Annotated in this window: 23 protein-coding genes; 11 read left to right on the plus strand and 12 right to left on the minus strand. The window is 61.0% G+C overall.

Features of this window, described 5'->3' with window-relative positions:
* The first annotated feature begins 154 nt into the window (after window positions 1-154).
* Window positions 155-601: an azurin gene (gene azu / locus C6Y56_RS02740; protein ID WP_065258792.1), complete on the plus strand. Its 447-nt coding sequence runs from the start codon at window positions 155-157 to the stop codon at window positions 599-601.
* 54 nt (window positions 602-655) lie between these two features.
* Here the strand turns inward: azu and nadE are convergent, their stop codons facing one another.
* From nadE to C6Y56_RS02755, 3 genes are all read right to left on the minus strand, one after another.
* A complete protein-coding gene (nadE, locus tag C6Y56_RS02745) occupies window positions 656-1,483 on the minus strand; it encodes an ammonia-dependent NAD(+) synthetase (protein ID WP_169428628.1) in 828 nt (275 codons plus the stop codon).
* 4 nt (window positions 1,484-1,487) lie between these two features.
* Entirely contained in the window at window positions 1,488-2,711 is a 1,224-nt protein-coding gene (gene pncB, locus C6Y56_RS02750; protein ID WP_169428629.1) for a nicotinate phosphoribosyltransferase, read from the minus strand.
* A gap of 107 nt (window positions 2,712-2,818) precedes the next feature.
* The gene (locus C6Y56_RS02755) at window positions 2,819-3,724 is read right to left on the minus strand and encodes a LysR family transcriptional regulator (RefSeq protein ID WP_169428630.1); all 906 of its coding nucleotides are present in this window, start codon (window positions 3,722-3,724) and stop codon (window positions 2,819-2,821) included.
* A 161-nt stretch (window positions 3,725-3,885) separates the two neighbouring features.
* Between C6Y56_RS02755 and amaB the strand changes: the two genes are divergently transcribed.
* The 9 genes from amaB (at window position 3,886) to C6Y56_RS02800 (ending at window position 14,929) form a co-directional block, all read left to right on the plus strand.
* Complete coding sequence (gene amaB, locus C6Y56_RS02760; protein ID WP_169428631.1) at window positions 3,886-5,376, plus strand: L-piperidine-6-carboxylate dehydrogenase; 1,491 nt, start codon at window positions 3,886-3,888, stop codon at window positions 5,374-5,376.
* Between the two features lie 170 nt (window positions 5,377-5,546).
* On the plus strand, window positions 5,547-6,830 hold the full coding sequence (gene amaA / locus C6Y56_RS02765; RefSeq protein WP_169428632.1) for an L-pipecolate oxidase: 1,284 nt from the start codon (window positions 5,547-5,549) through the stop codon (window positions 6,828-6,830).
* A 364-nt stretch (window positions 6,831-7,194) separates the two neighbouring features.
* The gene (locus tag C6Y56_RS02770; RefSeq protein WP_169428633.1) at window positions 7,195-8,328 is read left to right on the plus strand and encodes an ABC transporter substrate-binding protein; all 1,134 of its coding nucleotides are present in this window, start codon (window positions 7,195-7,197) and stop codon (window positions 8,326-8,328) included.
* Window positions 8,329-8,570: 242 nt separating this feature from the next.
* Entirely contained in the window at window positions 8,571-9,485 is a 915-nt protein-coding gene (locus C6Y56_RS02775) for an ABC transporter permease subunit (protein WP_007950661.1), read from the plus strand.
* 3 nt (window positions 9,486-9,488) lie between these two features.
* A complete protein-coding gene (gene livM / locus C6Y56_RS02780) occupies window positions 9,489-10,790 on the plus strand; it encodes a high-affinity branched-chain amino acid ABC transporter permease LivM (RefSeq protein ID WP_169428634.1) in 1,302 nt (433 codons plus the stop codon).
* Entirely contained in the window at window positions 10,787-11,659 is an 873-nt protein-coding gene (locus C6Y56_RS02785) for an ATP-binding cassette domain-containing protein (RefSeq protein WP_169428635.1), read from the plus strand. Before livM ends, C6Y56_RS02785 begins: the two co-directional genes overlap by 4 nt.
* Window positions 11,656-12,372: an ABC transporter ATP-binding protein gene (locus C6Y56_RS02790; protein WP_007950655.1), complete on the plus strand. Its 717-nt coding sequence runs from the start codon at window positions 11,656-11,658 to the stop codon at window positions 12,370-12,372. Before C6Y56_RS02785 ends, C6Y56_RS02790 begins: the two co-directional genes overlap by 4 nt.
* 757 nt (window positions 12,373-13,129) lie before the next feature.
* Window positions 13,130-13,894 (plus strand): SDR family oxidoreductase, encoded by a 765-nt coding sequence (locus C6Y56_RS02795; RefSeq protein ID WP_169428636.1) that lies wholly within the window; start codon window positions 13,130-13,132, stop codon window positions 13,892-13,894.
* 129 nt (window positions 13,895-14,023) lie between these two features.
* Window positions 14,024-14,929 carry a cation diffusion facilitator family transporter gene (locus tag C6Y56_RS02800; RefSeq protein ID WP_169428637.1) on the plus strand — a complete coding sequence of 302 codons (906 nt, stop codon included), beginning with the start codon at window positions 14,024-14,026 and terminating at the stop codon, window positions 14,927-14,929.
* Between the two features lie 82 nt (window positions 14,930-15,011).
* Here C6Y56_RS02800 and C6Y56_RS02805 read toward each other — a convergent pair whose 3' ends face one another.
* From C6Y56_RS02805 to C6Y56_RS02835, 7 genes are all read right to left on the minus strand, one after another.
* Window positions 15,012-16,139 carry an AGE family epimerase/isomerase gene (locus C6Y56_RS02805; protein WP_169428638.1) on the minus strand — a complete coding sequence of 376 codons (1,128 nt, stop codon included), beginning with the start codon at window positions 16,137-16,139 and terminating at the stop codon, window positions 15,012-15,014.
* Between the two features lie 213 nt (window positions 16,140-16,352).
* On the minus strand, window positions 16,353-16,925 hold the full coding sequence (locus C6Y56_RS02810) for a HupE/UreJ family protein (RefSeq protein WP_064379124.1): 573 nt from the start codon (window positions 16,923-16,925) through the stop codon (window positions 16,353-16,355).
* A gap of 27 nt (window positions 16,926-16,952) precedes the next feature.
* Window positions 16,953-17,567, minus strand: a complete 615-nt coding sequence (gene ureG, locus C6Y56_RS02815; protein WP_007950645.1) for an urease accessory protein UreG — start codon at window positions 17,565-17,567, stop codon at window positions 16,953-16,955.
* A 23-nt stretch (window positions 17,568-17,590) separates the two neighbouring features.
* Window positions 17,591-18,265, minus strand: coding sequence for an urease accessory protein UreF (locus C6Y56_RS02820; RefSeq protein WP_169428639.1), 675 nt, complete (start codon window positions 18,263-18,265; stop codon window positions 17,591-17,593).
* Window positions 18,262-18,762 (minus strand): urease accessory protein UreE, encoded by a 501-nt coding sequence (gene ureE, locus C6Y56_RS02825; RefSeq protein WP_169428640.1) that lies wholly within the window; start codon window positions 18,760-18,762, stop codon window positions 18,262-18,264. The genes C6Y56_RS02820 and ureE overlap by 4 nt, the downstream gene beginning before the upstream one ends.
* Before the next feature lie 303 nt (window positions 18,763-19,065).
* Complete coding sequence (locus tag C6Y56_RS02830) at window positions 19,066-19,698, minus strand: TetR family transcriptional regulator (RefSeq protein ID WP_007950628.1); 633 nt, start codon at window positions 19,696-19,698, stop codon at window positions 19,066-19,068.
* Window positions 19,699-19,883: 185 nt separating this feature from the next.
* Window positions 19,884-20,348: a hypothetical protein gene (locus C6Y56_RS02835; RefSeq protein WP_169428641.1), complete on the minus strand. Its 465-nt coding sequence runs from the start codon at window positions 20,346-20,348 to the stop codon at window positions 19,884-19,886.
* 380 nt (window positions 20,349-20,728) lie between these two features.
* Here C6Y56_RS02835 and C6Y56_RS02840 point away from each other — a divergent pair, with 380 nt between their 5' ends.
* Complete coding sequence (locus C6Y56_RS02840) at window positions 20,729-22,804, plus strand: AsmA family protein (RefSeq protein ID WP_169428642.1); 2,076 nt, start codon at window positions 20,729-20,731, stop codon at window positions 22,802-22,804.
* 111 nt (window positions 22,805-22,915) lie between these two features.
* Here the strand turns inward: C6Y56_RS02840 and C6Y56_RS02845 are convergent, their stop codons facing one another.
* Complete coding sequence (locus C6Y56_RS02845; RefSeq protein ID WP_064379129.1) at window positions 22,916-23,446, minus strand: ferritin-like domain-containing protein; 531 nt, start codon at window positions 23,444-23,446, stop codon at window positions 22,916-22,918.
* 98 nt (window positions 23,447-23,544) lie between these two features.
* Window positions 23,545-24,447: a LysR substrate-binding domain-containing protein gene (locus tag C6Y56_RS02850; RefSeq protein ID WP_169428643.1), complete on the minus strand. Its 903-nt coding sequence runs from the start codon at window positions 24,445-24,447 to the stop codon at window positions 23,545-23,547.
* Between the last annotated feature and the right edge of the window lie 7 nt (window positions 24,448-24,454).

Consider the following 24,454-nt stretch of genomic DNA (forward strand, 5'->3'; position numbering starts at 1 on the left):
TCCCGGCCAAACGTCTGGCTGTTAGATTGTTTCGATGAGTGTCATAGCCTGAAAGTTGTATACAATTTTTGACTCAAGTCATAGGAACTTGCGAAGATTTCAGGCAGTCTTTCCACCACTCGTGTTTTTGTTAACCCTGCCTTGGAGATTCACCATGTTTTCCAAAGTTGTTGCGGTATCCCTGCTGGCGCTGGCCAGCAGCCAATTGATGGCTGCCGAGTGCAAAACCACCGTCGATTCCACCGACCAGATGTCCTTCAACACCAAGGAGATCGTGATCGACAAGAGCTGCAAGACCTTCACCGTCGAACTGACCCACTCCGGCAGCCTGCCGAAGAATGTCATGGGCCACAACCTGGTGGTCAGCAAGACCGCTGACATGCAGCCGATCGCCACCGACGGCCTGGCCGCCGGCATCGACAAGAACTACCTGAAGGACGGTGACGAGCGCGTTATCGCCCACACCAAAATCATCGGCGCCGGCGAGAAAGACTCGCTGACCATCGATGTATCGAAACTGGCAGCCGGCACCGATTATGGTTTCTTCTGCTCGTTCCCTGGCCACATCTCGATGATGAAAGGCACAGTGGTTGTGAAGTAAGAAAGCCGCAGGCAAAAAAAGCGTCCCGAAGGACGCTTTTTTCATGCCTGAAATTCAGGGCGCAAACGGCATGACCCGCTTGTGATGAGTCTTTTTGTAGGTGTTGACGATGATGTCGAACGCTTCCTGACGCACCGGCTCGCCGTGCAGGAAGGCGTCGATCTCGGCGTAGGTCACGCCGTGGGAGGCTTCGTCCGGTTTGCCCGGCGACAGGTCTTCCAGATCCGCCGTCGGCACTTTTTCCACCAGCGATTCCGGTGCGCCGAAGCTGCGGGCGATGGCCCGGACCTGGTTTTTCACCAGACCGCTGAGCGGGGCCAGGTCGCAGGCGCCGTCACCGAACTTGGTGAAGAAACCCATCACCGCTTCCGCCGCGTGGTCGGTGCCGATTACCAGGCCATGGGCTGCGCCGGCGATGGTGTACTGGGCGACCATGCGCATCCGCGCCTTGGTGTTGCCGAGCACGAAATCCACCGACACCGCGTGCTTGCCTTCGAAGGCTGCGACTTCGCCGGCCAGGGATTTGACCGCCGGGCCGATGTTGACGGTATGGCGCTCGTCCGGGGCGATGAAGTCCACCGAAGCCTGGGCGTCGTGTTCGTCGAACTGCACGTCGTACGGCAGGCGCACGGCGATGAACTTGTAGGCGCTGTCGCCAGTGCGCTCGCGCAGTTCACGCATGGCGCGCTGGGCCAGCAGGCCTGCAGTCAGCGAGTCGACACCGCCGCTGATGCCCAGCACCAGGGTCTTGAGGCCGGAGTTGACCAGGCAATCCTGGATGAAGGTGATGCGCCGGGCGACTTCGGCCTGAAGGGCATGGTAGTCGGCGAATGGCGGCTGGACCTTGAGCTGTTCAGCAATCTCACGCTGTACGGCTTGCATGAATTCACTCCTTGCTAGATAGGCTGGAAACGGCAGGAACCTGGAAAACGTGTCGCAAATAGGCGACGAAATTCGGGTCTTTGCAGTGGGTCTTGCCCGGCTCGTCGGAGATCTTCGCCACCGGTTGGCCGTTGCACGCGGTCATTTTAAGCACGATGCTCATCGGCTCGACACCCGGAATGTCGCAGGTCAGGTTGGTGCCGATACCGAAGCTGACATTGATCCGGCCCCGCAGCGCCCGGAAGATCTCCAGCGACTTGGGCAGCGTCAGGCTGTCGGAGAACACCAGAGTCTTGCTCATCGGGTCGATGCCGAGCTTGTGATAGTGGGCGATGCATTTTTCGCCCCACAGCACCGGGTCCCCGGAATCGTGGCGCAGACCGTCGAACAGCTTGGCGAAGAACAGATCGAAATCACCGAGGAACGCGTCGGTAGTGATGCAGTCGGTCAGGGCGATCCCCAGCAGGCCGCGATACTCGCGGACCCAGCAATCGAGGGCGGCGATCTGGCTGTCGATCAATCGCGGGCCGAGTTGCTGGTGGGCCATGATCCATTCGTGGGCCATGGTGCCCAGGGGTTTCATGTCCAGTTCGCGGGACAGGTGCACGTTACTGGTGCCGACGAAACGGCCGGGGAAATCGTGCTTGAGCACGTTCACCACTTCTTCTTGCACGCGGTAGGAAAAACGGCGACGTGTGCCGAAATCGGCGACCTGCAACTGCGACAGTTCTTCGGCCGAGGCGTTGGCGGTGAGCCAGTCGAACTTGCGGTAAAGCTGTTCGCGGGCCTGTTCCAGAACCGTTTCGCGGTAGCGATAGCGGTTGCGCACTTCGCTGACGATCGCCAGCAGCGGCACTTCAAACAGAATCACATGCAGCCACGGTCCGCGCAGGCGGATGAACAGCTCGCCGTTCTCGATGCCGGTGTGCAGGTAGCGCAGGTTGAAACGGAACAGACCGAGGAAGCGCAGGAAATCCGGCTTGAGGAACGAGATGCGCTCGAGAAAACTCAACTGATCGGCGCTCAGGCTCAACTCGGCCAGACGCTCGACCTGGAAGCGGATCTCCGCCAGATACGGGCGCAGATCCTCGGCATTGCGGCAACGAAACTCCCATTCGACTTCGACGTTGGGGTAGTTGTGCAGCACCGCCTGCATCATCGTCAGCTTGTAGAAGTCGGTGTCGAGCAGGTTCTGCACGATGCGATCGGCAAACACACTCTCGCTCATAACGGGGTCTCCAGGCGGGCCGCGCGTTGGCGCGGTATCAATCAATGGCGCTAGTGGCGCATATCCGGGGTGGGGATTGCCAGTGATTTTTATCCCGGCACAGCGCCTCAGACCGCATCAGGACTGTCGATCTGCTCCAGCATCCACTTCACGAAATCCCGCACCTTGGGCACTTCCGCCGCGTGTTCCGGGTAGGCCAGGTAATACGCGTCGGTGCTGGGCATGGCGTGCTGCCAGGGAATGACCAGTTTGCCGTCGGCCAATTCCTCTTCCACCAGAAACCTGGGCAGCAGGGCGACGCCGCAGCCGACCTGAGCGGCGCGGATGCACATATAAAAGGTTTCGAAACGCGGGCCGTGGTAGCTGTGTTCGGTTTGGAAACCCTGGCTGTCGAACCAGTCGTGCCACGCTTGCGGGCGCGAAGCATTCTGCAGCAGGACCAGATCGGTGAGTTGCGTTGGATCAGTCAACGGCGTATCGGGCAGGCTGCTCGGCGCGCAGACCGGCACAAGCTCTTCGCCGAACAACTTCAGGCATTCAGTACCGGGGCGTGAACCCTGGCCGAAATAGAATGCCAGGTCGCTGCGCCCTTGCAGCAGGTCATCGGCCTCCTGCTCGTTGCACAGGTCCAGATGAATCGACGGATGGCGCAGGCGCCAGCCCTTGAGGCGCGGCACCAGCCAGCGGGCGCCGAAGGTCGAGGGCGTGGAGACGCGCAGGACTTCGGTCTCGCCACCGTAGGAACGCAGGTAATGGGTCGACATCTCGACCTGGGTCAGGATTTTTCTGACTTCCACCAGATACAGATCGCCGGCCGGGGTCATCTGCAAACGGCGGCGCACCCGGCGGAACAACAAGTGTTGCAACAATTCTTCGAGCTGCGCCACCTGCTTGCTGACGGCGCTCTGGGTCAGGTTCAGTTCCTCGGCGGCCCGGGTGAAACTCAGGTGCCGGGTCACGGCCTCGAAGCACTGCAACGCGGTGATCGACGGCAAGTGGCGTTTGTTCAGCATGGGCGATCCTTTTCTTGTCTTTCTGCGCAGCATGAATAAACGGAATGATATCTCGCGTAAAGGTCGTTTGTTGCACAGCCTTCCTGACGCTACAACTAAAGGCCTGCCCGGTCGTGAAAACGCGCCCGCACACATTCAGTTTTTTGCTTGAGGAGTGACCCATGGTTGCCGCATTGCTTGATCGTCTTGGTGTGAACCCGGCCCTGTACCAGAACGGCAAAGTGCCGGTGCATTCGCCCATCGACGGCAGCCGCATCGGCGCCGTGAACTGGGAAGGCCCGGCCGAAGTGGAGCAGCACATCAGTCGCGCAGATCATGCGTTCGAACAATGGCGCAAGGTGCCGGCGCCGCGTCGTGGTGAGCTGGTGCGTCAGTTCGGTGAAGTGTTGCGTGAATACAAGGCCGACCTCGGCGAACTGGTGTCGTGGGAAGCGGGCAAGATCACGCAGGAAGGCCTCGGTGAAGTGCAGGAGATGATCGACATCTGCGACTTCGCCGTCGGCCTGTCCCGCCAGTTGTACGGCTTGACCATCGCCTCCGAGCGTCCGGGCCACCACATGCGTGAAACCTGGCATCCGCTGGGCGTGGTCGGTGTGATCAGTGCGTTCAACTTCCCGGTCGCGGTGTGGGCGTGGAACACCACGCTGGCGCTGGTCTGCGGCAACCCGGTGGTGTGGAAGCCGTCGGAAAAGACTCCGCTGACCGCGCTGGCCTGCCAGGCGCTGTTCGAGCGCGTACTGAAGAATTTCAGCGATGCCCCGGCGCACCTGAGCCAGGTAATCATCGGCGGTCGCGATGCCGGCGAAGCGCTGGTGGATGACCCGCGTATCGCGCTGATCAGCGCCACCGGCAGCACTCGCATGGGGCGCGAAGTGGCGCCGAAAGTCGCCGCACGCTTTGCCCGCAGCATTCTCGAGCTGGGCGGCAACAACGCGATGATCCTCGGCCCGAGCGCCGATCTGGACATGGCCGTGCGCGCCATTCTGTTCAGCGCCGTCGGCACCGCCGGCCAGCGTTGCACCACGTTGCGTCGCCTGATCGCCCATGAATCAGTGAAAGAAGAAATCGTCACCCGCCTCAAAGCCGCGTACTCCAAGGTCCGTATCGGTCACCCGCTGGAAGGCAACCTGATCGGCCCGCTGATCGACAAACACAGCTTCGAAAACATGCAGGATGCGCTGGAGCAGGCGCTCAGTGAGGGCGGCCGGGTGTTCGGCGGCAAGCGTCAACTGGAAGATCAATTCCCGAATGCCTACTACGTGTCGCCGGCCATCGTTGAAATGCCGGAGCAGAGCGACGTGGTGTGCAGCGAGACTTTCGCGCCGATCCTGTACGTGGTTGGCTACAGCGACTTCGAAGAGGCGCTGCGCCTGAACAACGCCGTGCCGCAAGGCCTGTCGTCGTGCATCTTCACCACCGATGTGCGCGAGGCCGAGAAATTCATGTCGGCGGTCGGCAGCGACTGCGGCATCGCCAACGTCAACATCGGCCCGAGCGGCGCGGAAATCGGCGGGGCGTTTGGCGGTGAAAAAGAAACCGGTGGTGGTCGTGAGTCGGGCTCGGATGCGTGGCGCGCGTACATGCGCCGGCAGACCAATACCGTGAACTACTCGCTGGAGTTGCCGCTGGCGCAGGGCATTACGTTCGACTGATCCCTTCGGTCAAGTGGAGATCCCCATGTGGGAGCGGGTTTGCTCCGGGCGGCGTTCCGACGAAAGCGCTGGGTCAGTCAGCATGGATATTGGCTGATATACCGCTTTCGCGGGCAAGCCCGCTCCCACAGGGTATGCAGTGTTTGTTAGGTTTCTGTTGGAGTCTGGCAATGCCGTTACGCGAAGAATGTCTGTGGGAAAAACTCACGCCGCAACGACCGGATAACGCGGCGCTCAGGGGCGAGGTCAAGGTTGATGTCTGCGTGATCGGCGCCGGGTTCACCGGGTTGTCGGCGGCGCTGCATCTGTTGGAAAAGGGCAAAAGCGTCTGCGTGCTCGAAGCCCATCGCGCCGGGCATGGCGGGTCGGGGCGCAACGTCGGGCTGGTCAACGCCGGGATGTGGATTCCACCGGACGAGATCGAGGCCGGGTTCGGCGAGGCCGTCGGCAGCCAGCTCAACCGCATGCTCGGGGCGGCGCCGGCGCTGGTGTTCAGCCTTGTGGATAAATACAACATCGATTGCCAGTTACGCCGCGAAGGCACCCTGCACATGGCGCACAACGCCAAGGGCGAGGCGGATCTGCGCAGTCGCGAGGAACAGTGGAAACGCCGGGGGGCACCGGTCGAACTGCTGACCGGCAAGGCCTGTGAACAGGCGACCGGTACGCAAAAGATTGCCGCCGCGCTGCTCGACCGGCGTGCCGGTACGCTCAACCCGATGGCGTATGTCACCGGGCTGGCGAAATCCGTGGCGAGTCTCGGCGGGCAAATGTTCGATCATTCCCCGGTCACCCGCCTTGAACGTCAGGGCCAGCAATGGTCGGTGCAGACCGGGCAGGGTTCGGTGCTGGCCGAACAAGTGGTGATTGCCTCCAACGCCTACACCGAAGGCGACTGGACCGAACTCAAGCGCAATTTCTTCCCCGGTTACTACTATCAGGTCGCTTCGGTGCCGCTGACTGAAGATGCCGCCCAGGAAATCCTCCCCGGCGGGCAGGGCTCGTGGGATACCCGCCAGGTGCTGAGCAGCATCCGCCGCGACAAGGACGGACGTCTGTTACTGGGCAGCCTCGGTAACGGCAATCAGAAACCGACCTGGTTTCTCAAGGCCTGGGCCGACCGGGTACAGCAGCATTATTTTCCCAACCTCAAGCCCGTCGAATGGGAATGCACCTGGACCGGGCGCATCGCGTTCACCCCCGATCACTTGATGCGCTTGTTCGAACCGGCCCCCGGATTGGTGGCCGTCACCGGGTACAACGGCCGTGGCGTGACCACCGGCACTGTGGTCGGCAAGGCCTTCGCCGACTACCTGTGTAACGGAAATCCTCAGGCATTGCCGATTCCTTTCGCACCGATGCAGCCCCTGACAGGTGTGGGCTTGCGCAGTTGTCTGTACGAGGCCGGGTTCTCGCTGTATCACGCGGGCCAGTGCCTGCGCATCGTTATCTGAGTGTTGAAATATGTTGCCGGAAGCGGCGCTTTTCGATGTAGCGACTAGCCTGTAATGGTGCGGGTTGTAGCAGTCCCGCACCAGCAGTGTGCAGTTCGGTGACGCGGGCTGTTACAGGCTGGTTGCACATCGTTTGGCGCCGCGGTTGCAATGATGGCGCGTGCGGGTTGCGCCTGAAAAAACAAATGGTTTCACCTTCCGCGGTTTAGACGGTTGCACGCCCAATGAAAATGGGAACGAAACAGTCGAAATAACAAGAAAGCAGCGACTTTTTGAAGAATAAAAAACCGATGGCACGGCCCTTGCTCTGAGCAATCCAGTGAAGTCGCAGTGCCAACTAAAAAAAACCTTGGAGCACCACCTCATGTCCCAGACGTTTTACAAGAAAGGCTTTCTGGCCCTCGCAGTCGCTACTGCGCTGGGTGTTTCTGCGTTTGCACAAGCTGATGTGAAAATCGGTGTGGCGGGCCCCATGACCGGCGCCAACGCGGCATTTGGCGAGCAGTACATGAAGGGAGCCCAAGCGGCGGCCGATGCGGTCAACGCGGCGGGCGGCGTCAACGGGGAGAAAATCGTCCTGGTCAAAGGCGATGACGCCTGCGAACCGAAACAGGCGGTGACGGTCGCCAAGGACCTCACCAACCAGAAAGTCGCCGGTGTGGTCGGTCACTTCTGTTCGTCCTCCACCATTCCTGCGTCCGAGATCTACGACGAAGCCGGGATCATCGCCATCACTCCGGGTTCCACCAACCCGCAAGTGACCGAGCGCGGCCTGAGCGCCATGTTCCGTATGTGCGGCCGTGACGACCAGCAAGGCATCGTTGCCGGCGATTACATCGTCGACGTGCTCAAGGGCAAGAAAGTGGCCGTGCTGCACGACAAGGACACCTACGGTCAGGGCTTGGCCGATGCGACCAAGGCTCAGCTGGAAAAACGCGGCGTGAAGCCGGTGCTGTACGAAGGCCTGACCCGTGGCGAGAAAGACTTCAGCGCCGTGGTCACCAAGATCCGTGCGGCCGGTGCCGACGTGGTCTACTTCGGCGGCCTGCACCCGGAAGCCGGTCCACTGGTCAAGCAACTGCGTACCGAAGGCCTGAAAGACGTGAAGTTCATGTCTGACGACGGCATCGTGACCGACGAACTGGTGACCACCGCTGGCGGCCCGCAATACGTCGACGGCGTGCTGATGACCTTCGGCGCCGACCCGCGTCTGCTGCCGGAAAGCAAGACTGTCGTGGATGCCTTCCGCAAGGCCGGCACCGAGCCTGAAGGCTACACCCTGTACGCCTACGCTTCGGTTCAGGCACTGGCCGCCGCCTTCAATGGCGCCAAGTCGAACAAGGGCGAGGAGGCCGCTGCCTGGCTGAAGAAAAACCCGGTCAAGACCGTCATGGGCGAGAAGACCTGGGACTCCAAAGGCGACCTGAAGGTCTCCGACTACGTGGTCTACCAGTGGGACAAGGATGGCAAATATCACCAGCTGGAAAAACAGAAGTAAGGGCTGACGCGATCGGCTGACCTCCACTGTTCCATGTGGGAGCGAGCCTGCTCGCGAAGACGGACTGACAGGCAACATCGCTGTTGAATGATCAACCGCTTTCGCGAGCAGGCTCGCTCCCACAGGATCCTGTGGTGGTCGGGCTGAATGCGCTCTGACATTGCTCCGACGTAAATCTGTATTTTTCCTAGAAGAACCGCGCGCCCCAGGGCGTGCAGGTTCTCACTGCGTGAGATTGCGTTATGGATGGTATTTTCCTGCAGCAACTGGTCAACGGCCTGACCCTCGGGTCGGTCTATGGCCTGATCGCCATCGGCTACACAATGGTCTACGGCATCATCGGCATGATCAACTTCGCCCATGGCGAGGTTTACATGATTTCCGCTTACCTGGCGGCAATCAGTCTGGCTCTGCTGGCTTACTTCGGTATCGAATCCTTCCCGCTGCTGATGCTCGGCACACTGGTCTTCACCATCGTCGTCACGGGGGTGTATGGCTGGGTCATCGAACGCATCGCCTACAAACCACTGCGCAACTCCACCCGACTGGCACCGCTGATCAGCGCCATCGGTATCTCCCTGATCCTGCAAAACTATGCCCAGATCAGCCAGGGCGCCCGTCAACAGGGTGTTCCGACGCTGCTCACCGGCGCCTGGCGCATCGACGTCGGCTCGGGCTTCGTCCAGCTGACCTACACCAAGATCTTCATTCTCGTCGCGGCGTTCGTCGGGATGGGCCTGCTGACCTACGTGATCAAGTACACCAAGCTCGGCCGCATGTGCCGCGCGACCCAGCAAGACCGCAAGATGGCTTCGATTCTGGGGATCAACACCGACCGGGTGATTTCCTATGTGTTCATCATCGGTGCAGCGATGGCGGCCCTGGCCGGCGTGCTGATCACCATGAACTACGGCACGTTCGACTTCTACGCAGGCTTCGTCATCGGGATCAAGGCGTTCACTGCCGCGGTGCTCGGCGGGATCGGCTCGCTGCCTGGCGCCATGTTGGGCGGGATCATCCTCGGGATCTCCGAGTCGCTGTTCTCGGGCCTGGTCAACTCCGACTACAAAGACGTGTTCAGCTTCTCGCTGCTCGTACTTGTTCTGGTCTTCCGGCCTCAGGGCCTGCTGGGCCGTCCTCTTGTGTCGAAGGTGTAAGCGATGTCTTCAACCACTACAAAATCCATTGATGTCAAAAAAAGCCTGGTTGAGGCGATTCTCGCCGGACTGATCGCCCTGATCGTGTTCGGGCCGATTGTCGGCGTGGTACTCGACGGCTACAGCTTCAACCTCGAACCGACCCGCGTGGCGTGGATCATCGCCATCGTCATGGCCGGCCGCTTTGCCCTCAGCCTGTTCCTGCAAACCCCCAAGGGCCTGCGCATTCTCGAAGGATTCGAGAGCACCGGATCCGGCGTACATGTGCTGCCCGCCGATCACAAATCCCGCCTGCGCTGGATCATCCCGCTGCTGATCGTACTGGCCGTGGCCGTGCCGTTCGTGTCCAACTCCTACCTGCTGGGCGTGGTCATCCTCGGGTTGATCTACGTGCTGCTGGGGCTGGGGCTGAACATCGTGGTCGGTCTGGCCGGCCTGCTCGACTTGGGTTACGTGGCGTTCTACGCCATCGGCGCCTACGGTCTGGCGCTCGGTTATCAGTACCTCGGCCTGGGTTTCTGGACGGTGCTGCCGCTGGCGGCGATCACGGCTGGCCTTGCCGGTTGCATCCTCGGTTTCCCGGTGCTGCGCCTGCACGGCGACTACCTGGCGATCGTGACCCTGGGTTTCGGTGAAATCATCCGTCTGATTCTCAACAACTGGCTGTCCCTGACCGGCGGTCCGAACGGTATGCCGGCCCCGCTGCCGACGTTCTTCGGTCTGGAGTTCGGCAAGCGGGCGAAGGATGGCGGGGTACCGTTTCACGAGTTCTTCGGTATCGCCTACAACCCGGACGTGAAGTATTACTTCATCTATGCGGTGCTGTTCCTGGTGGTGCTGGCCGTGCTGTACATCAAGCATCGTCTGGTGAAGATGCCGGTCGGCCGCGCCTGGGAAGCCCTGCGTGAAGACGAGATCGCCTGCCGCTCGATGGGCCTCAATCACGTGCTGGTCAAGCTCTCGGCGTTCACCATCGGTGCGTCCACCGCGGGTCTGGCAGGTGTGTTCTTCGCCACTTATCAAGGCTTCGTCAACCCGACCTCGTTCACCTTCTTCGAATCGGCGCTGATCCTCGCGATCGTCGTGCTCGGCGGCATGGGCTCGACCATCGGCGTGGTGATCGCAGCGTTCGTGTTGACCGTTGCCCCGGAACTGCTGCGCGGCTTTGCCGAATACCGCGTGCTGCTGTTCGGGATCCTGATGGTGTTGATGATGATCTGGCGACCTCGCGGGCTGATCCGCATCAGCCGTACCGGGGTCACTCCACGCAAAGGTGCCATTCACTATGAGAGGACTGCGCCATGAGTGAAGTCGTACTCTCTGTTGAAAAACTGATGATGCACTTCGGTGGCATCAAGGCCTTGAGCGATGTCAGCCTGAAGGTCAAACGCAATTCGATCTTCGCCCTGATCGGCCCCAACGGGGCCGGCAAGACCACGGTGTTCAACTGCCTGACCGGGTTCTACAAGGCCTCCGGCGGCAAGATCGAACTCAACGTGCGCGGTCAGCAGACCAACGTCATCAAACTGCTGGGCGAGTCCTTCAAACCGACCGACTTCGTCTCGCCGAAAAACTTCGCCAGTCGTCTGTACTACAAGATGTTCGGCGGCACCCACCTGGTGAACCGCGCGGGCCTGGCCCGGACGTTCCAGAACATTCGTCTGTTCAAGGAAATGTCGGTGCTGGAAAACCTGCTGGTGGCCCAGCACATGTGGGTCAACCGCAATATGCTGGCCGGCATCCTCAACACCAAGGGCTATCGCAAGGCCGAAAGTGATGCGCTGGACTGCGCGTTCTACTGGCTGGAAGTGGTGGATCTGGTGGACTGCGCCAACCGTCTGGCCGGTGAACTGTCCTACGGCCAGCAACGCCGGCTGGAGATCGCCCGGGCCATGTGCACGCGGCCGCAGATCATCTGCCTCGACGAACCGGCCGCCGGCCTCAACCCTCAGGAAACCGAAGCGCTGAGCGCGATGATCCGGCTGCTGCGCGACGAGCATGATCTGACCGTGGTGCTGATCGAACACGACATGGGCATGGTAATGAGCATTTCCGATCACATTGTGGTGCTGGACCACGGCATCGTCATCGCCGAGGGCGGTCCGGATGCCATTCGTAACGATCCGAAAGTGATCGCTGCCTACCTGGGCGCCGACGAAGAGGAAGTCGTATGACGCAACCCATCCTCGAACTCAAGGATCTGGACGTGTTCTACGGCCCGATCCAGGCCCTCAAAGGCGTTTCGCTGCAGATCAACGAAGGGGAAACCGTCAGCCTGATCGGCTCCAACGGTGCCGGCAAATCCACTCTGCTGATGTCGATCTTCGGCCAGCCACGGGCGGCGGGCGGGCAGATCCTGTATCAGGGCGTGGACATTACCCACAAGTCATCGCACTACATCGCTTCCAACGGCATCGCGCAGTCGCCGGAAGGACGGCGGGTGTTCCCCGACATGACCGTCGAGGAAAACCTGCTGATGGGCACCATTCCGATCGGCGACAAGTACGCCAAGGAAGACATGCAGCGCATGTTCGAGCTGTTCCCGCGGCTCGAAGAGCGCCGTACCCAGCGTGCCATGACCATGTCCGGCGGCGAGCAGCAGATGCTCGCCATCGCCCGGGCGCTGATGAGCCGGCCCAAGCTGTTGCTGCTGGACGAGCCGAGCTTGGGTCTGGCGCCGATCGTGGTGAAACAGATCTTCGCCACCCTGCGGGAACTGGCGAAAACCGGCATGACCATTTTCCTCGTCGAGCAGAACGCCAACCATGCGTTGAAACTGTCCGACCGGGCATACGTGATGGTCAACGGTGAGATTCGCCTGACGGGCACCGGCAAGGAGCTGCTGGTGAACGAGGAGGTGCGTAACGCCTATCTCGGCGGGCACTGAGTTTTCAGGTTTGCCATAGATATACAGAGCCCCGGGGCGCGAGTCTCGGGGCTTTTTTGTATCCACAATTCATGACGATCCACGCCATTCCCGAAATTGTGGAAAACAAAATCCCCAACCTGCCAAAGCGCGACATATAGACGCTGCAAATCGCTGTTTTTCCACAGTTTTGACTTGTCCCCGTTTGCTGTGGAACCGGCTGTGAATAACGTGGGAGTAGCTGGCTGAGAGCCTTTAAAACCGTGGCTTGCGGGCGCATGGTTGTTTTTTGATCAGGGCTTTTCACTGTTGCAGGGTACCCGTTTGTCAACCTTTTTATAGCCGCGGCAGAACAGGCGATTGCATGTGGGCAAGCCTGTGGATAAGTCTGTGATTAAACTCTGGAAAGACTCCGCTAAGGGCCGTGATTACTGGCCCTGCGCAATCACCGCCGTAATCGGCCGGTCGTGCAAAATGCCTTGCCCGGCATAATCGGCAGATCAGGGTCAAGCGAAAAACTTTGCTTTTGCGGCGCAAAGCCTTGTGTGGCGCGGCTTTGCGCATTTCCACTTGCCCCCGGAAACTGTGGAAGGGACTGTGGATAACGTGCGTGCATGTGGCTACAGGCCACGCCCGTCAAGGCGTTGCGAGGGTTGATCAAATTTTGAGCAGAAATCCACGCCCGCCGGTGGTTGCTCGTGAATGCAGGGCCGGGCATGCTGCCCGCTGATTTTCTATTCCAATGGCTGCCCCGGGTGGTCGAAGCAAGGAGAACACGATGTCCAACACCCTGTTTATCACCGGCGCGACGTCCGGTTTTGGTGAAGCCTGTGCCCGTCGTTTTGCCGTGGCCGGCTGGAAACTGGTGCTGACCGGTCGTCGTGAAGAACGCCTCAACGCGCTGTGCGCCGAGCTGTCGAAGCAGACCGAAGTGCATGGCCTGGTGCTGGACGTGCGTGATCGCAAGGCGATGGAGGAGGCGATTGCCAACCTGCCGCCGTCGTTCGCCAAATTGCGCGGCCTGATCAACAACGCCGGGCTGGCGCTGGGCGTGGACCCGGCACCGAAGTGCGATCTCGACGATTGGGACACCATGGTCGACACCAACGTCAAAGGCCTGATGTACAGCACTCGCCTGTTGCTGCCGCGTCTGATCGCCCACGGTCGCGGCGCCGGCATCGTCAACCTTGGTTCCATCGCCGGTAACTACCCGTACCCGGGCAGCCACGTTTACGGCGCGACCAAAGCGTTCGTCAAACAGTTCTCGCTGAACCTGCGTTGTGACCTGCAGGGCACTGGCGTTCGCGTCAGCAACATCGAGCCGGGTCTGTGCGAGAGCGAGTTCTCGCTGGTGCGTTTCGCCGGTGATCAGGCGCGTTACGACGCCACCTACGCCGGTGCCGAGCCGATTCAGCCGCAGGACATCGCCGAGACGATTTTCTGGGTGCTGAATGCACCGGCGCACATCAATATCAATAGCCTGGAGCTGATGCCGGTGAGCCAGTCCTGGGCCGGTTTCGCCATCGAGCGTAACAAGGCTTGATACGGTTTTGCCCTCTTCGCCAGCGGGCTGGCGAAGAGGGCAAATCGGCCAGAATCTGGCAGTAAGGTAGACTCACTCCTCAACAACCCGCCGCATCTCGCGGTTTTCAAGGTTTTTCGAGGAGTCAAAGTGAGTAACCGAGGTGAGCAGTCTCTGCTCAAACAATCGACCATCCTGATGTTCGCCGTGTCGATCGCCGGGATCGCCACCGGTTTTGTTTCGGGTTCCCAGTCCATCCTGTTCGATGGCTTTTTTTCGCTGATTGCAACCTTCATCAAAGTCCTGATGCTGATCACCGCGAAGCTGATCGCCAAACAAAGCAATCACCGATTCCAGTTCGGCTTCTGGCACTTGGAGCCGATGGTGTTGCTGATCGAGGGCAGTTTCCTGTTGTTGATCGCCATTTACGCGTTTCTCAATGGCGTGTTCGGCATTATCAATGGCGGTCGTGAAATCGAGCTGGGCCTGGTGATCATCTACGCGGCGGTGTTCACCGTTGTCGAGTTCGCCTACTTCTTCTACGTGCGCCACCGCAATCGCAAGCTCAAATCGAGTCTGATCCAGTTCGACAACATCAGCTGGCTGGTGGACGCGATGTTGTCCGTGGGCCTGTTGATCAGTTTCCTCGCGGCGTTGCTGCTCAAGTCCCAGGGTTATGGCGAGTGGGCGAAATTTGTCGACCCGCTGATCCTTATCGTGCTGGCCATGACCATGCTGCCGCCGGCCTTCAAGATCCTCGGCCCGGCGCTGCAGGATGTGCTCGGCATTGCGCCGGACACGCTGGACGATCAGGTACGCCAGGTAATGGACGCGGCCAAGGCCGAGCATGGTTTCGACGATTACGTGTCCTACGTGCAGAAGCACGGGCGGGCGCGGTTCATCGAGATTCATGTGGTGTTGCCGGCGGATTACCGGCTGCAGAACGTCGGCCAGCTGGATGCGCTGCGTGAGGAGATTTCCGCGAAGCTGGGCAAGCCGGACGCGGCGCGCTGGCTGACCATCAGCTTCACTGGCGACAGGAAGTGGATTACCTGAGGACCAATCGCCAGCAGGCTGGCTCCCACATTGGAATGCACATCCTGTGGGAGCCAGCCTGCTGGCGATGGCGGAGGGTCAGTTAGCGTAGATATTCAGTCAGACCGGCATAGCAGGTCGCCAAGTGATACGGCGTGGTCGACGGCATGTCCTTGCGGCTGACCTCGCCCTGATCGTCACGGCACTCGTGCCAGCCGCCGGCATGCAGGAAGCGCTGTTGCAGCGCCTGCAACTGGCGCAACACCGCGCTTTCACTGCCCGGACGCAACGTCAGGGCGCGTAGGTATTCGGCCTGGGCCCAGATGCGCTGGGTCGAATCCTTCCCGTGTCCTTGCGGATCAAGCATGGCCAGCACCGCACCGGTGTCGGCCTCGACGCCCTGTTGTTCGGTGAAGGAAAACGTACGATCCAGTGCCGCGTGCAGTTTCGAGCCGCGCAGCAGCGGTGAGGATTCCAGCAGGAAATACCATTCGAACTGATGCCCCGGCTCAAACCAGTTATCCACAGCCCCCAGCGGTTTTTCCATCAACACGCCGTGTTGCGGTTCGATGAAGCGCTTGTGCATGGCTGTGCATAACTCGCTCAGCGCCTGCTGGGTCTGGGGATCTTCGCGCACGGCCAGCGTTGCCAGGAACGCTTCGGCCAGGTGCATCAGCGGGTTTTGCAGCGGGCCGGTTTCCAGCGTGATCCAGTCGCGGTCCAGGCAGGCTTCGTAGAGGCCGTCGCCCGTTGCGAAGCGCCGACCGATAACTTCCAGCGCGGCGTTGAGGGTCGATTCAACCAACGGCTCGCGAGACTTGTCCCAATAGTGGGCGCAGGCGAACAGGATGAAGGCGTGGGTGTAGAGGTCCTTGCGCTGATCCAGCGGTTTGCCCTGGGGATCGATGCTGTAGAACCAGCCGCCGTGTTCGGCATCGTGGAAGTGCCGTTGCAGGGAACGGAACAACGCAGCCGCCCGGACTTCGGCGTTATCCACAACCCCGATCAGGCTGGAAAACAGGTACAGCTGCCGTGCGCAGGCCATGGCCCGATAGCGCTGCGGTGCCAGCGGCTGATGCGCGGCGTCCAGCGCCTCGTAAGGCAATGCCATGTCGGCATTCCAGCCCGGTCCTTGCCAGAGGGGCACGATCACGTTCAGAAAGTGCTGTTGCACTGCACCGAACAGGGCGGTCAGTTCAGGCAGGGAGGTGGAGCGGGAAGCGTGGGGCATGGGCGGACGTCGTCACGGCAGGGGCGATTGCGCGACATGTTAACAGAGCGACCGGCCTTAGAGACGCGGTGTCTGTCAGTCCCCTTTCGTCGGATCGCCTCCCGGACCAAGCCTGCTCCCACAATGGTCACGCCGAACACAATACTTGTGAACAACACAGAACAACTGTGGGAGCGGGCTTGCTCGCGAAGAGGCCTGATCAGGCGATAGAGTTCAACCGGCCAGCAACCACGCGCCGGTCACCGCCGAAGCGGCTCCGGCCAAGCGAACCAGCGGCGCGGCCGCCTGAGGCAGAAAACGCACGACGGCATAACCCGCCGCATGCAGGGCCGCGGTCGCGACCACGAAACCGGCGGCATAGGCCCAAGGGCTCGACATGTCCGGCAACTCCAGGCCATGAGCCACACCGTGGAACAGCGCAAACAGCGCCGTCGCCGCCACCGCCATCACCAGCGGTGGACGCACCGCCAATGCGACCGCCAGACCGAGCGCCAGCACCGAGGCGGCAATCCCGCTTTCCAGCGCCGGCAACTCCAGCCCTTCAAATCCGAGCAAACCACCGATCAGCATGGTGCCGACGAAGGTGCACGGCAGCGCCCAACGCGCGGCGCCTTGCTGCTGCGCGGCCCACAGACCGACGGCCACCATCGCCAATAAATGGTCGAGGCCGCCGATCGGGTGGCTGATGCCGGCCACCAGACCCGAGTCGCCATGGCCGGGGTGGGCGAAGGCCAGGGCCGGTGTCAGCAGCAGCGCGACGGCGCCGAGAATACGTTTGAGTGTCATGGATAAGCTTCCTTGTTGAGCAGTGAATCAGGCTGCAGTCAGCAGGCCCTGGCGTTCGATGAAGGCGATGATGTCTTCCAGGCCCTGACCGGTTTTCTGGTTGCTGAACACGAACGGCTTGCCGTTGCGCATGCGTTGGGTGTCGCTGTTCATCATCTCCAGCGAGGCGCCGACCAGCGGCGCGAGGTCGATCTTGTTGATCACCAGCAGGTCGGATTTGCAAATGCCGGGCCCGCCCTTGCGTGGCAGCTTGTCGCCGGCCGAAACGTCGATCACGTAGATGGTCAGGTCGGACAGTTCCGGACTGAAGGTCGCGGAAAGGTTGTCGCCACCGGACTCCACCAGAATCAGGTCCAGCCCCGGAAAACGCCGGTTCAGTTGATCCACCGCTTCGAGGTTGATCGAGGCGTCTTCGCGGATCGCGGTGTGCGGGCAGCCACCGGTTTCCACGCCGATGATGCGTTCCGGCGCCAGGGCTTCGTTGCGCACCAGAAAGTCGGCGTCTTCGCGGGTGTAGATGTCGTTGGTCACCACGGCCAGGTTGTAGCGCTCGCGCAGCGCCAGGCACAGGGCCAGGGTCAACGCGGTCTTGCCGGAACCGACCGGGCCGCCGATGCCGACGCGCAGGGGTTGTGTGTTCATGTGATTCTCCAGATAAATAGGCCCTAGGAACGGAACAGGCGGCTGTACTGGCGCTCATGGGCCATGCACGCCAGGGACAGACCGAACGCGACACTGCCGAGGTGTTCGGGATTGATTCGGGTGGCGTCCTGCTGGGCCTGTTGCAGCAGCGGCAGCAGTTCGCTGGTCAGGCGCTGGGCGGCTTGCTGGCCCAGCGGCAGGGTTTTCATCAGCACCGCGAGCTGGTTTTCCAGCCAGCTCCACAGCCACGCGGCGAGGGCGTCCTGCGGGCTGATCTGCCAGGCGCGGGCTGCCAATGCCCAGCACAGGGCCAGGTGCGGTTCGGTGCATTGCTCAAGAAAATCGCGGGCCGGTGCGTCGAGCTCGGGCAAACCGTTGAGCAATTGCTGCAATGAGTAGCCCATCTGCCGGCTCTCCAGATGCAGCTCGCGGGTTTCGCGGCTGGCGCGGTGGCTTTCGCAGATACGCAGCAGCTCATCCCAATTTTCGTCCGCTGCGGCCTGGCAATGGGCGAGCAGCATGGGGGCTTCAAACCGCGCAAGGTTGAGCAGCAATTGATCGCTGATCCAGCGGCGAGCGCTGTCCGGGCTGTCGACGCGGCCGTTATCCACCGCCATTTCCAGGCCCTGGGAATAGCTGTAGCCGCCAATCGGCAACTGCGGACTGGCCAGGCGCAGCAGCGCCCAGGCCGGGTTCACAAACGGACGCCGAACTGATGGAGTTTCGGCGCGTAGTTGAAGTCTTCGTCACCGTGCCGCGAATGGTGATGGCCGCCACCGTAGGCGCCGTGTTCCGGCTGGAACGGGGCTTCGATCGATTCGACCTGCGCACCCAGTTGTTCAAGCATCGCCTTGAGCACGTAATCGTCGAGCAGGCGCAACCAGCCGTCACCGACCTGCAGCGCGACGTGGCGATTGCCCAGGTGATAGGCCGCACGGGTCAGTTCGAAGGTGTTGGCGCAGGTGACGTGCAGCAATTGTTCAGGGCGGGCACAGACTCGGACGATCCGGCCATCTTCGGCTTGCAGGCATTCGCCGTCATGTAACGGCGGCTGGCCGCGCTCCAGAAACAACCCGACGTCTTCGCCTTCGGCACTGAAACAGCGCAGGCGACTTTTGCTCCGGGCCTCGAAGGTCAGGTGCAACTCGGCGGCCCAGACGGGTTGGGGGTCGATTCTGCGATGAATCACCAGCATCGGAAAGCTTCCAGCAATGGACAATGCTCAGGCTAGAGCAAGGGGCTTGCCAATCGGACGAGACGTAGGAAAACCCTGTCGGAGCGTAGTGGATGTTTCAAGATGTTGCAGGATTGTGAGGTGTTTTGGTGCATGAAATTTTTTGCATGCACCAAATCGGAGCCGTGATGCATGGCCCATGTGGGAGCGGGCTTGCTCGCGAAGGCATAGGGTCAGTTAACGAATCAGGTGACTGACACAATGCCTTCGCGAGCAAGCCCGCTCCCACAGGGGGAAATGTGTTGTGTGCTTAATAACAGGGAGCTACTCGGTGCTGCCGAGCCCTTGCCAGTGCTTGAGTCCGATAAAGATGAAGCGCAACTGCTGGGTGATCTTGGCCTGTGGCGTCAGATGTTCCGGCAGGGCTTCGGCCGGCGGGTCGATGATGTCCGGCAGGGTGGCGAACACCGATTTGACGATCAGGTCGGCCATTACGCTGAGGCCTTCGCGATTGAGGTGCTGGAGCTTGGGCATCAAGGCCAGGTCCGCCGCCAGGTCGGAGCTGATGTCCTCCCGTAGACGGCCGATGGCCTGACGCACCGGCAATGATCCACCGTACTGCTCACGAGCCAGAAACAGGAACTGCGAACGGTTGGCGCTGACGACGTCGAGGAAGATCCGCACCGAGGCATCGATGATGCCGCCCATGACGAATTCGTTGTGGCGCACCAGGCGGATGGTTTCGCGGAAGGTCTGGCCGACTTCGCTGACCAGTACCAGGCCGAGTTCATCCATGTCGGCGAAATGCCGGTAGAAACCGGTGGGCACGATGCCGGCGGTTTTCGTCACTTCACGCAGGCTCAGGCTGCCGAATCCTCGGCCGCTTTCCATCAAGTGGCGGGCAGCGTCCATCAGGGCGTTGCGGGTCTGTTGTTTCTGTTCGGCGCGGGGCAGCATCGCAAGGGTGTGTTCTTAGGCAAGACAAGCGCCGCACTCTAGCAAATCGGCTTTGTCGGCGTCGAACGGCAGCGGGGATGCAGGAGGGAATCGCGACTGCTTTATACAGGACTCTTCTTTACCAGCTTCTGAAAAGTCAAAAGCCCAATCCGGGGATTGGGCTTTTTTTCCAGGCCGCCATGGGCTTAGCTCAAAGCACTGTTGCGTTCGATCACACGGTCACCACCACCTTCGGCCAGGATTTGGCCTTGTGGGGTTTTGTCGTAGCCATCAGAAGCCAGGGTCTGGCCTTGTGGAGTCTTGTCGTAGCCGTCGGAAGCCAGGGTTTGACCTTGTGGAGTCTTGTCATAACCGTCCTGGACCAGACCTTTTTCTTCCAGACGATCACGGCCGCCTTCGGCTAAGGTTTGGCCTTGTGGGGTTTTGTCATAGCCATCTTGAACCAGACCTTTTTCTTCCAGACGGTTGCGACCGTTTTCAGCCAGGGTCTGGCCTTGTGGAGTGCGGTCCGAGCCATCAGCAGCAACGGTCTGGCTGAACACCGAGTGGCTGGTTTTGACTTGCGGAGTCGCTTGATCGGCAGCTGGCAGAGCGAAAGCGGTGCTGGCCAGCATCGAGAGGGTAAGACTGAACAGAAGTTGGCGTTTCATGATGGGTTGCTCCTTGGGAGGGCGATAAAGTGGGTACGAGGGCAATGCTACTCTCGATAAGTCGATATAAAAGTTCATAAACACAATGGTAATAATCAACAGAATTGATTGTTCGCTTGGGAGGCTCTAGCTCGGGCGTTTCAGGCGGGCGGTTTTGCACTGCGGTGGGTATTTTCCACCCACTCGCGCTCCGCAAATGTGCGGGGCCGGTAACGCCTGCTCGACCGATCGGTCAGAATGGCGACCGTTTTTCCCTCTATGAGGGCTTTGGATTAAACCTGCGGACTGTTTGTCAGTCACAGATTTCATGAGGGCCATCATGGCCTGCCGTTTCAGCTGCGTCGTGCCAATGGATGCAGTCGTTTTCAGGAGCTTTGTGCATGACGCGCACGCGTAAAATCTTCGCCTGGACCTTCGCCACCCTTGTGCTGCTTCTGGCGGTGCTGGTGTTGATCATCGTGTTTTTCGATTGGAACCGGATCAAACCGCCGCTCAACGCCAAAGTCTCGGAAGAATTGCACCGACCGTTCGCCATCAACGGCAACCTGACGGTGGTCTGGCGGCGCGAACTCGACGAGGGCGGCTGGCGCGCCTGGGTGCCGTGGCCGCATGTGGTGGCCGAAGACCTGACGCTGGGCAACCCGGACTGGTCGAAGCAGCCGCAGATGGTCACCCTCAAAAAGGTCGAGCTGCGCATCTCGCCATTGGCCTTGCTGGCACAACGGGTGACGATCCCGCGCATCGACCTGACCGAACCCAATGCGCAATTGCAGCGCCTGGCCGATGGCCGCGCCAACTGGACCTTCAAGTTCGATCCCAAGGATCCGAATGCCGAGCCCTCGAACTGGGTGGTCGACATCGGTGCCATCGGCTTCGACAAGGGCCACGTCACTCTGGATGACCAGACCCTCAAGACCAACCTCGACCTGTTGATCGATCCGCTGGGCAAACCGATTCCGTTCAGCGACATCGTCGGCGACAAAGCCGCGAAAACCGCGCAGGACAAGGGCGGTGCACCGCAGGATTACGCCTTCGGCCTGAAAGTCACCGGCCAGTACCACGGCCAGAAACTCGCCGGCCAAGGCAAGATCGGCGGTCTGCTGGCCCTGCAGGATGCGAGCAAGCCGTTCCCGTTGCAGGCCCAGGCGAAGATCGGCGACACCAGCATCGAACTCGCCGGCACCCTGACCGATCCGTTGAATCTCGGTGCGCTCGATCTGCGCCTGAAACTGGCGGGTGCCAGCCTCGGCAATCTGTATCCGCTGACCGGCGTGACCCTGCCTGACACCCCGCCTTATGCCACTGACGGCCATTTGATCGCCAAGCTGCATGAGCCGGGCGGCGCGCAATTTCGTTATGAACAGTTCAACGGCAAGATCGGCAGCAGCGACATCCATGGTGATCTGGCTTACGTCGCCAGCCAGCCGCGACCCAAGCTGAGTGGCGCGCTGCTGTCCAATCAACTGTTGTTCGCCGACCTCGCGCCATTGATCGGTGCCGACTCCAACGCCAAGCAGAAGGCCCGTGGCGGCGAAAGCAAGCAGCCGGCAGACAAGGTACTGCCGGTGGAAGAGTTCAAGACCGAGCGCTGGCGCGATATGGACGCCGACGTCGAATTCACCGGCAAGCGCATCGTTCACAGCGAAGAACTGCCGTTTACCGACCTCTATACCCACCTGAAACTCAACGACGGCGAACTGAGCCTGGAGCCGCTGCGTTTCGGCGTAGCCGGCGGCAACCTCGATGCGCAGATTCGCCTCAACGGTCGCACCGAGCCGCTGGAAGGCCGGGCCAAACTGACCGCGCGCAAGTTCAAGCTCAAGCAGTTGTTCCCGACCTTTGAACCGATGAAGACCAGTTTCGGCGAGCTCAACGGCGACGCCGACATCGCCGGTCGCGGCAACTCGGTGGCCAAACTGCTGGGCGGTGCCAACGGCAACCTGAAGATGCTGATCAACGACGGCGCCATCAGTCGTGAGCTGATGGAGCTGGCAGGGCTCAACGTCGGTAACTACGTGGTCGGCAAAGTCTTTGGCGACAAGGAAGTGAAGATCAACTGCGCGGCGGCGGACTTCGACATCAAAACCGGCCTGGCGACCACGCGGCTGTTCGTCTTCGATACCGAGAACGCGATCATCTACATCGACGGCACAGCGAACATGGCCACCGAGCAACTGGATCTGACGGTGACGCCGGAATCCAAGGGCTGGCGCCTGATTTCCCTGCGCTCACCCTTGTACGTGCGTGGCAAGTTCATCAAGCCGGATGCCGGGGTCAAAGCTGTGCCGCTGATGTTGCGCGGGGCGGGAATGGTGGCCTTGGGCGTGATCGCCGCGCCGGCGGCGGGGCTGCTGGCGCTGGTGGCGCCGAGCGGTGGCGAGCCGAACCAGTGCGCGCCGCTGTTGGAGCAGATGAAGGCGGGCAAGGCACCCGTCACAGTGAAACCTACAAAATGATCGGTGATTGACAGGGCCTCTTCGTCGGATCACCGCCCGGACCAAGCCCGCTCCCACAGGGTTTCACTGAACCTGTGGGAGCGGGCTTGCCCGCGATGGGATCTGGAGGACTCAGAGGTCTTTCAGGATATCCGCCATGTCATCCGCATGCTCTTCTTCCTGAGCCAGGATGTCTTCGAAGATCCGGCGCGTGGTCGGATCCTTTTCGCCGATGTACTGGATGATTTCGCGGTAGCTGTCGATGGCAATCCGCTCGGCCACCAGGTCTTCGTAGACCATTTCCTTCAAGGTGTTGCCGGCCACGTATTGCGCGTGGGACATCTTCGACAGCAGGTCAGGGTTGAATTCAGGCTCGCCGCCCAGTTGCACGATGCGCTCGGCGAGACGGTCGGCGTGTTCGGCTTCCTGAGTGGCGTGCTCGAGGAACTCGTCGGCGGCGACGTTGGCTTTCAGGCCGTTGGCCATGAAGTAGTGGCGCTTGTAGCGCAAGACGCAGACCAGTTCAGTGGCCAGCGATTCGTTGAGCAGGCGCAGCACTTCTTCACGGTTGGCGCTGTAGCTTTCGGTCACCGCGCCGTTTTCCACGTGCTGGCGGGCGCGCTCGCGCAGGGTTTGAACATCAGACAAATGCAGGTCACTCATTTCAGTCTCCTGGAGGCTAATCCGATTGGCGTCACGTTCTGCTGACGTGATCGTTACCTGGTTGTGAGTGATGAACGCGGCAAAAAGTTTTGTCGGATTCAGCGCGGGACATGCCCGGAAAGCTGCGCCTCTTCGCGCAGCCAGGCAAAAAACGCCTTCACCGGCGGATGCCGCTCGCGGCCCGGTACGCAAAGTGCGCTGTATCCGGCGCCATCGACCTGTACCTCGCCCTTGTACGGCACCAGCAGACCGCTGGCGACGCTTTGCGACACCAGGATGTTGCTCGCCAGCACCAGCCCCTGTCCGGCAATGGCCGCTTGCAGGGCGTAATGCTCTTCGTCGTATTCGCGGACGGCCGGGTGTTGATTCAACCAGTTTTCGCCCGACTGCGCGCACCACGCCTCCCAACCGTGAGCGTAGAGCTTCGAATTGTGCCAATGCACGCTGATCAGCGCCGGGGTGCGGCGGGCGGCCAGCGCCACCTGTTCCGGCGAGCCGTACACGCCGAACGATTCATCGAACAGGCACAACCCATAGAGGTTCGGGTAATCGTCGAGGCTGTAGCGCAACACCAGATCGACGCTGGCGTCCTGGTGCAGATCGATCACTTCGCAGTGGGTGTCCAGACGCACATTGATGTTCGGATGCTTCGCGTAAAAACGCCCCAGGCGCGGCACCAGCCACAGCGCGGCGAACGCGGCGGTGGTCGACAGCGTCAGGCTGCTGCCGCTGCGTTGCGGGCGCAGGGTGTCGACGCTTTGCGCTACCTCCAGAAACGCCCCATGCAGGCTGCGGAACAGCCGCTCGCCACCCTCGGTCAGGCGCACCTGACGCGGCAGACGTTCAAACAGGGCGACGCCGAGCCAGTCCTCCAGCGAGCGGATCTGATGGGAAATCGCCGTCGGCGTCACCGCCAGTTCTTCGGCGGCCGCCTTGAAACTAAGCAGGCGTGAGGCGGATTCGAACGCGCGCAGGGCGGTCAGGGGCAAGGCTGCGAACATGAAAACT

This window comes from Pseudomonas fluorescens, assembly GCF_012974785.1.
Taxonomy (GTDB): Bacteria; Pseudomonadota; Gammaproteobacteria; order Pseudomonadales; family Pseudomonadaceae; genus Aquipseudomonas; species Aquipseudomonas fluorescens_BT.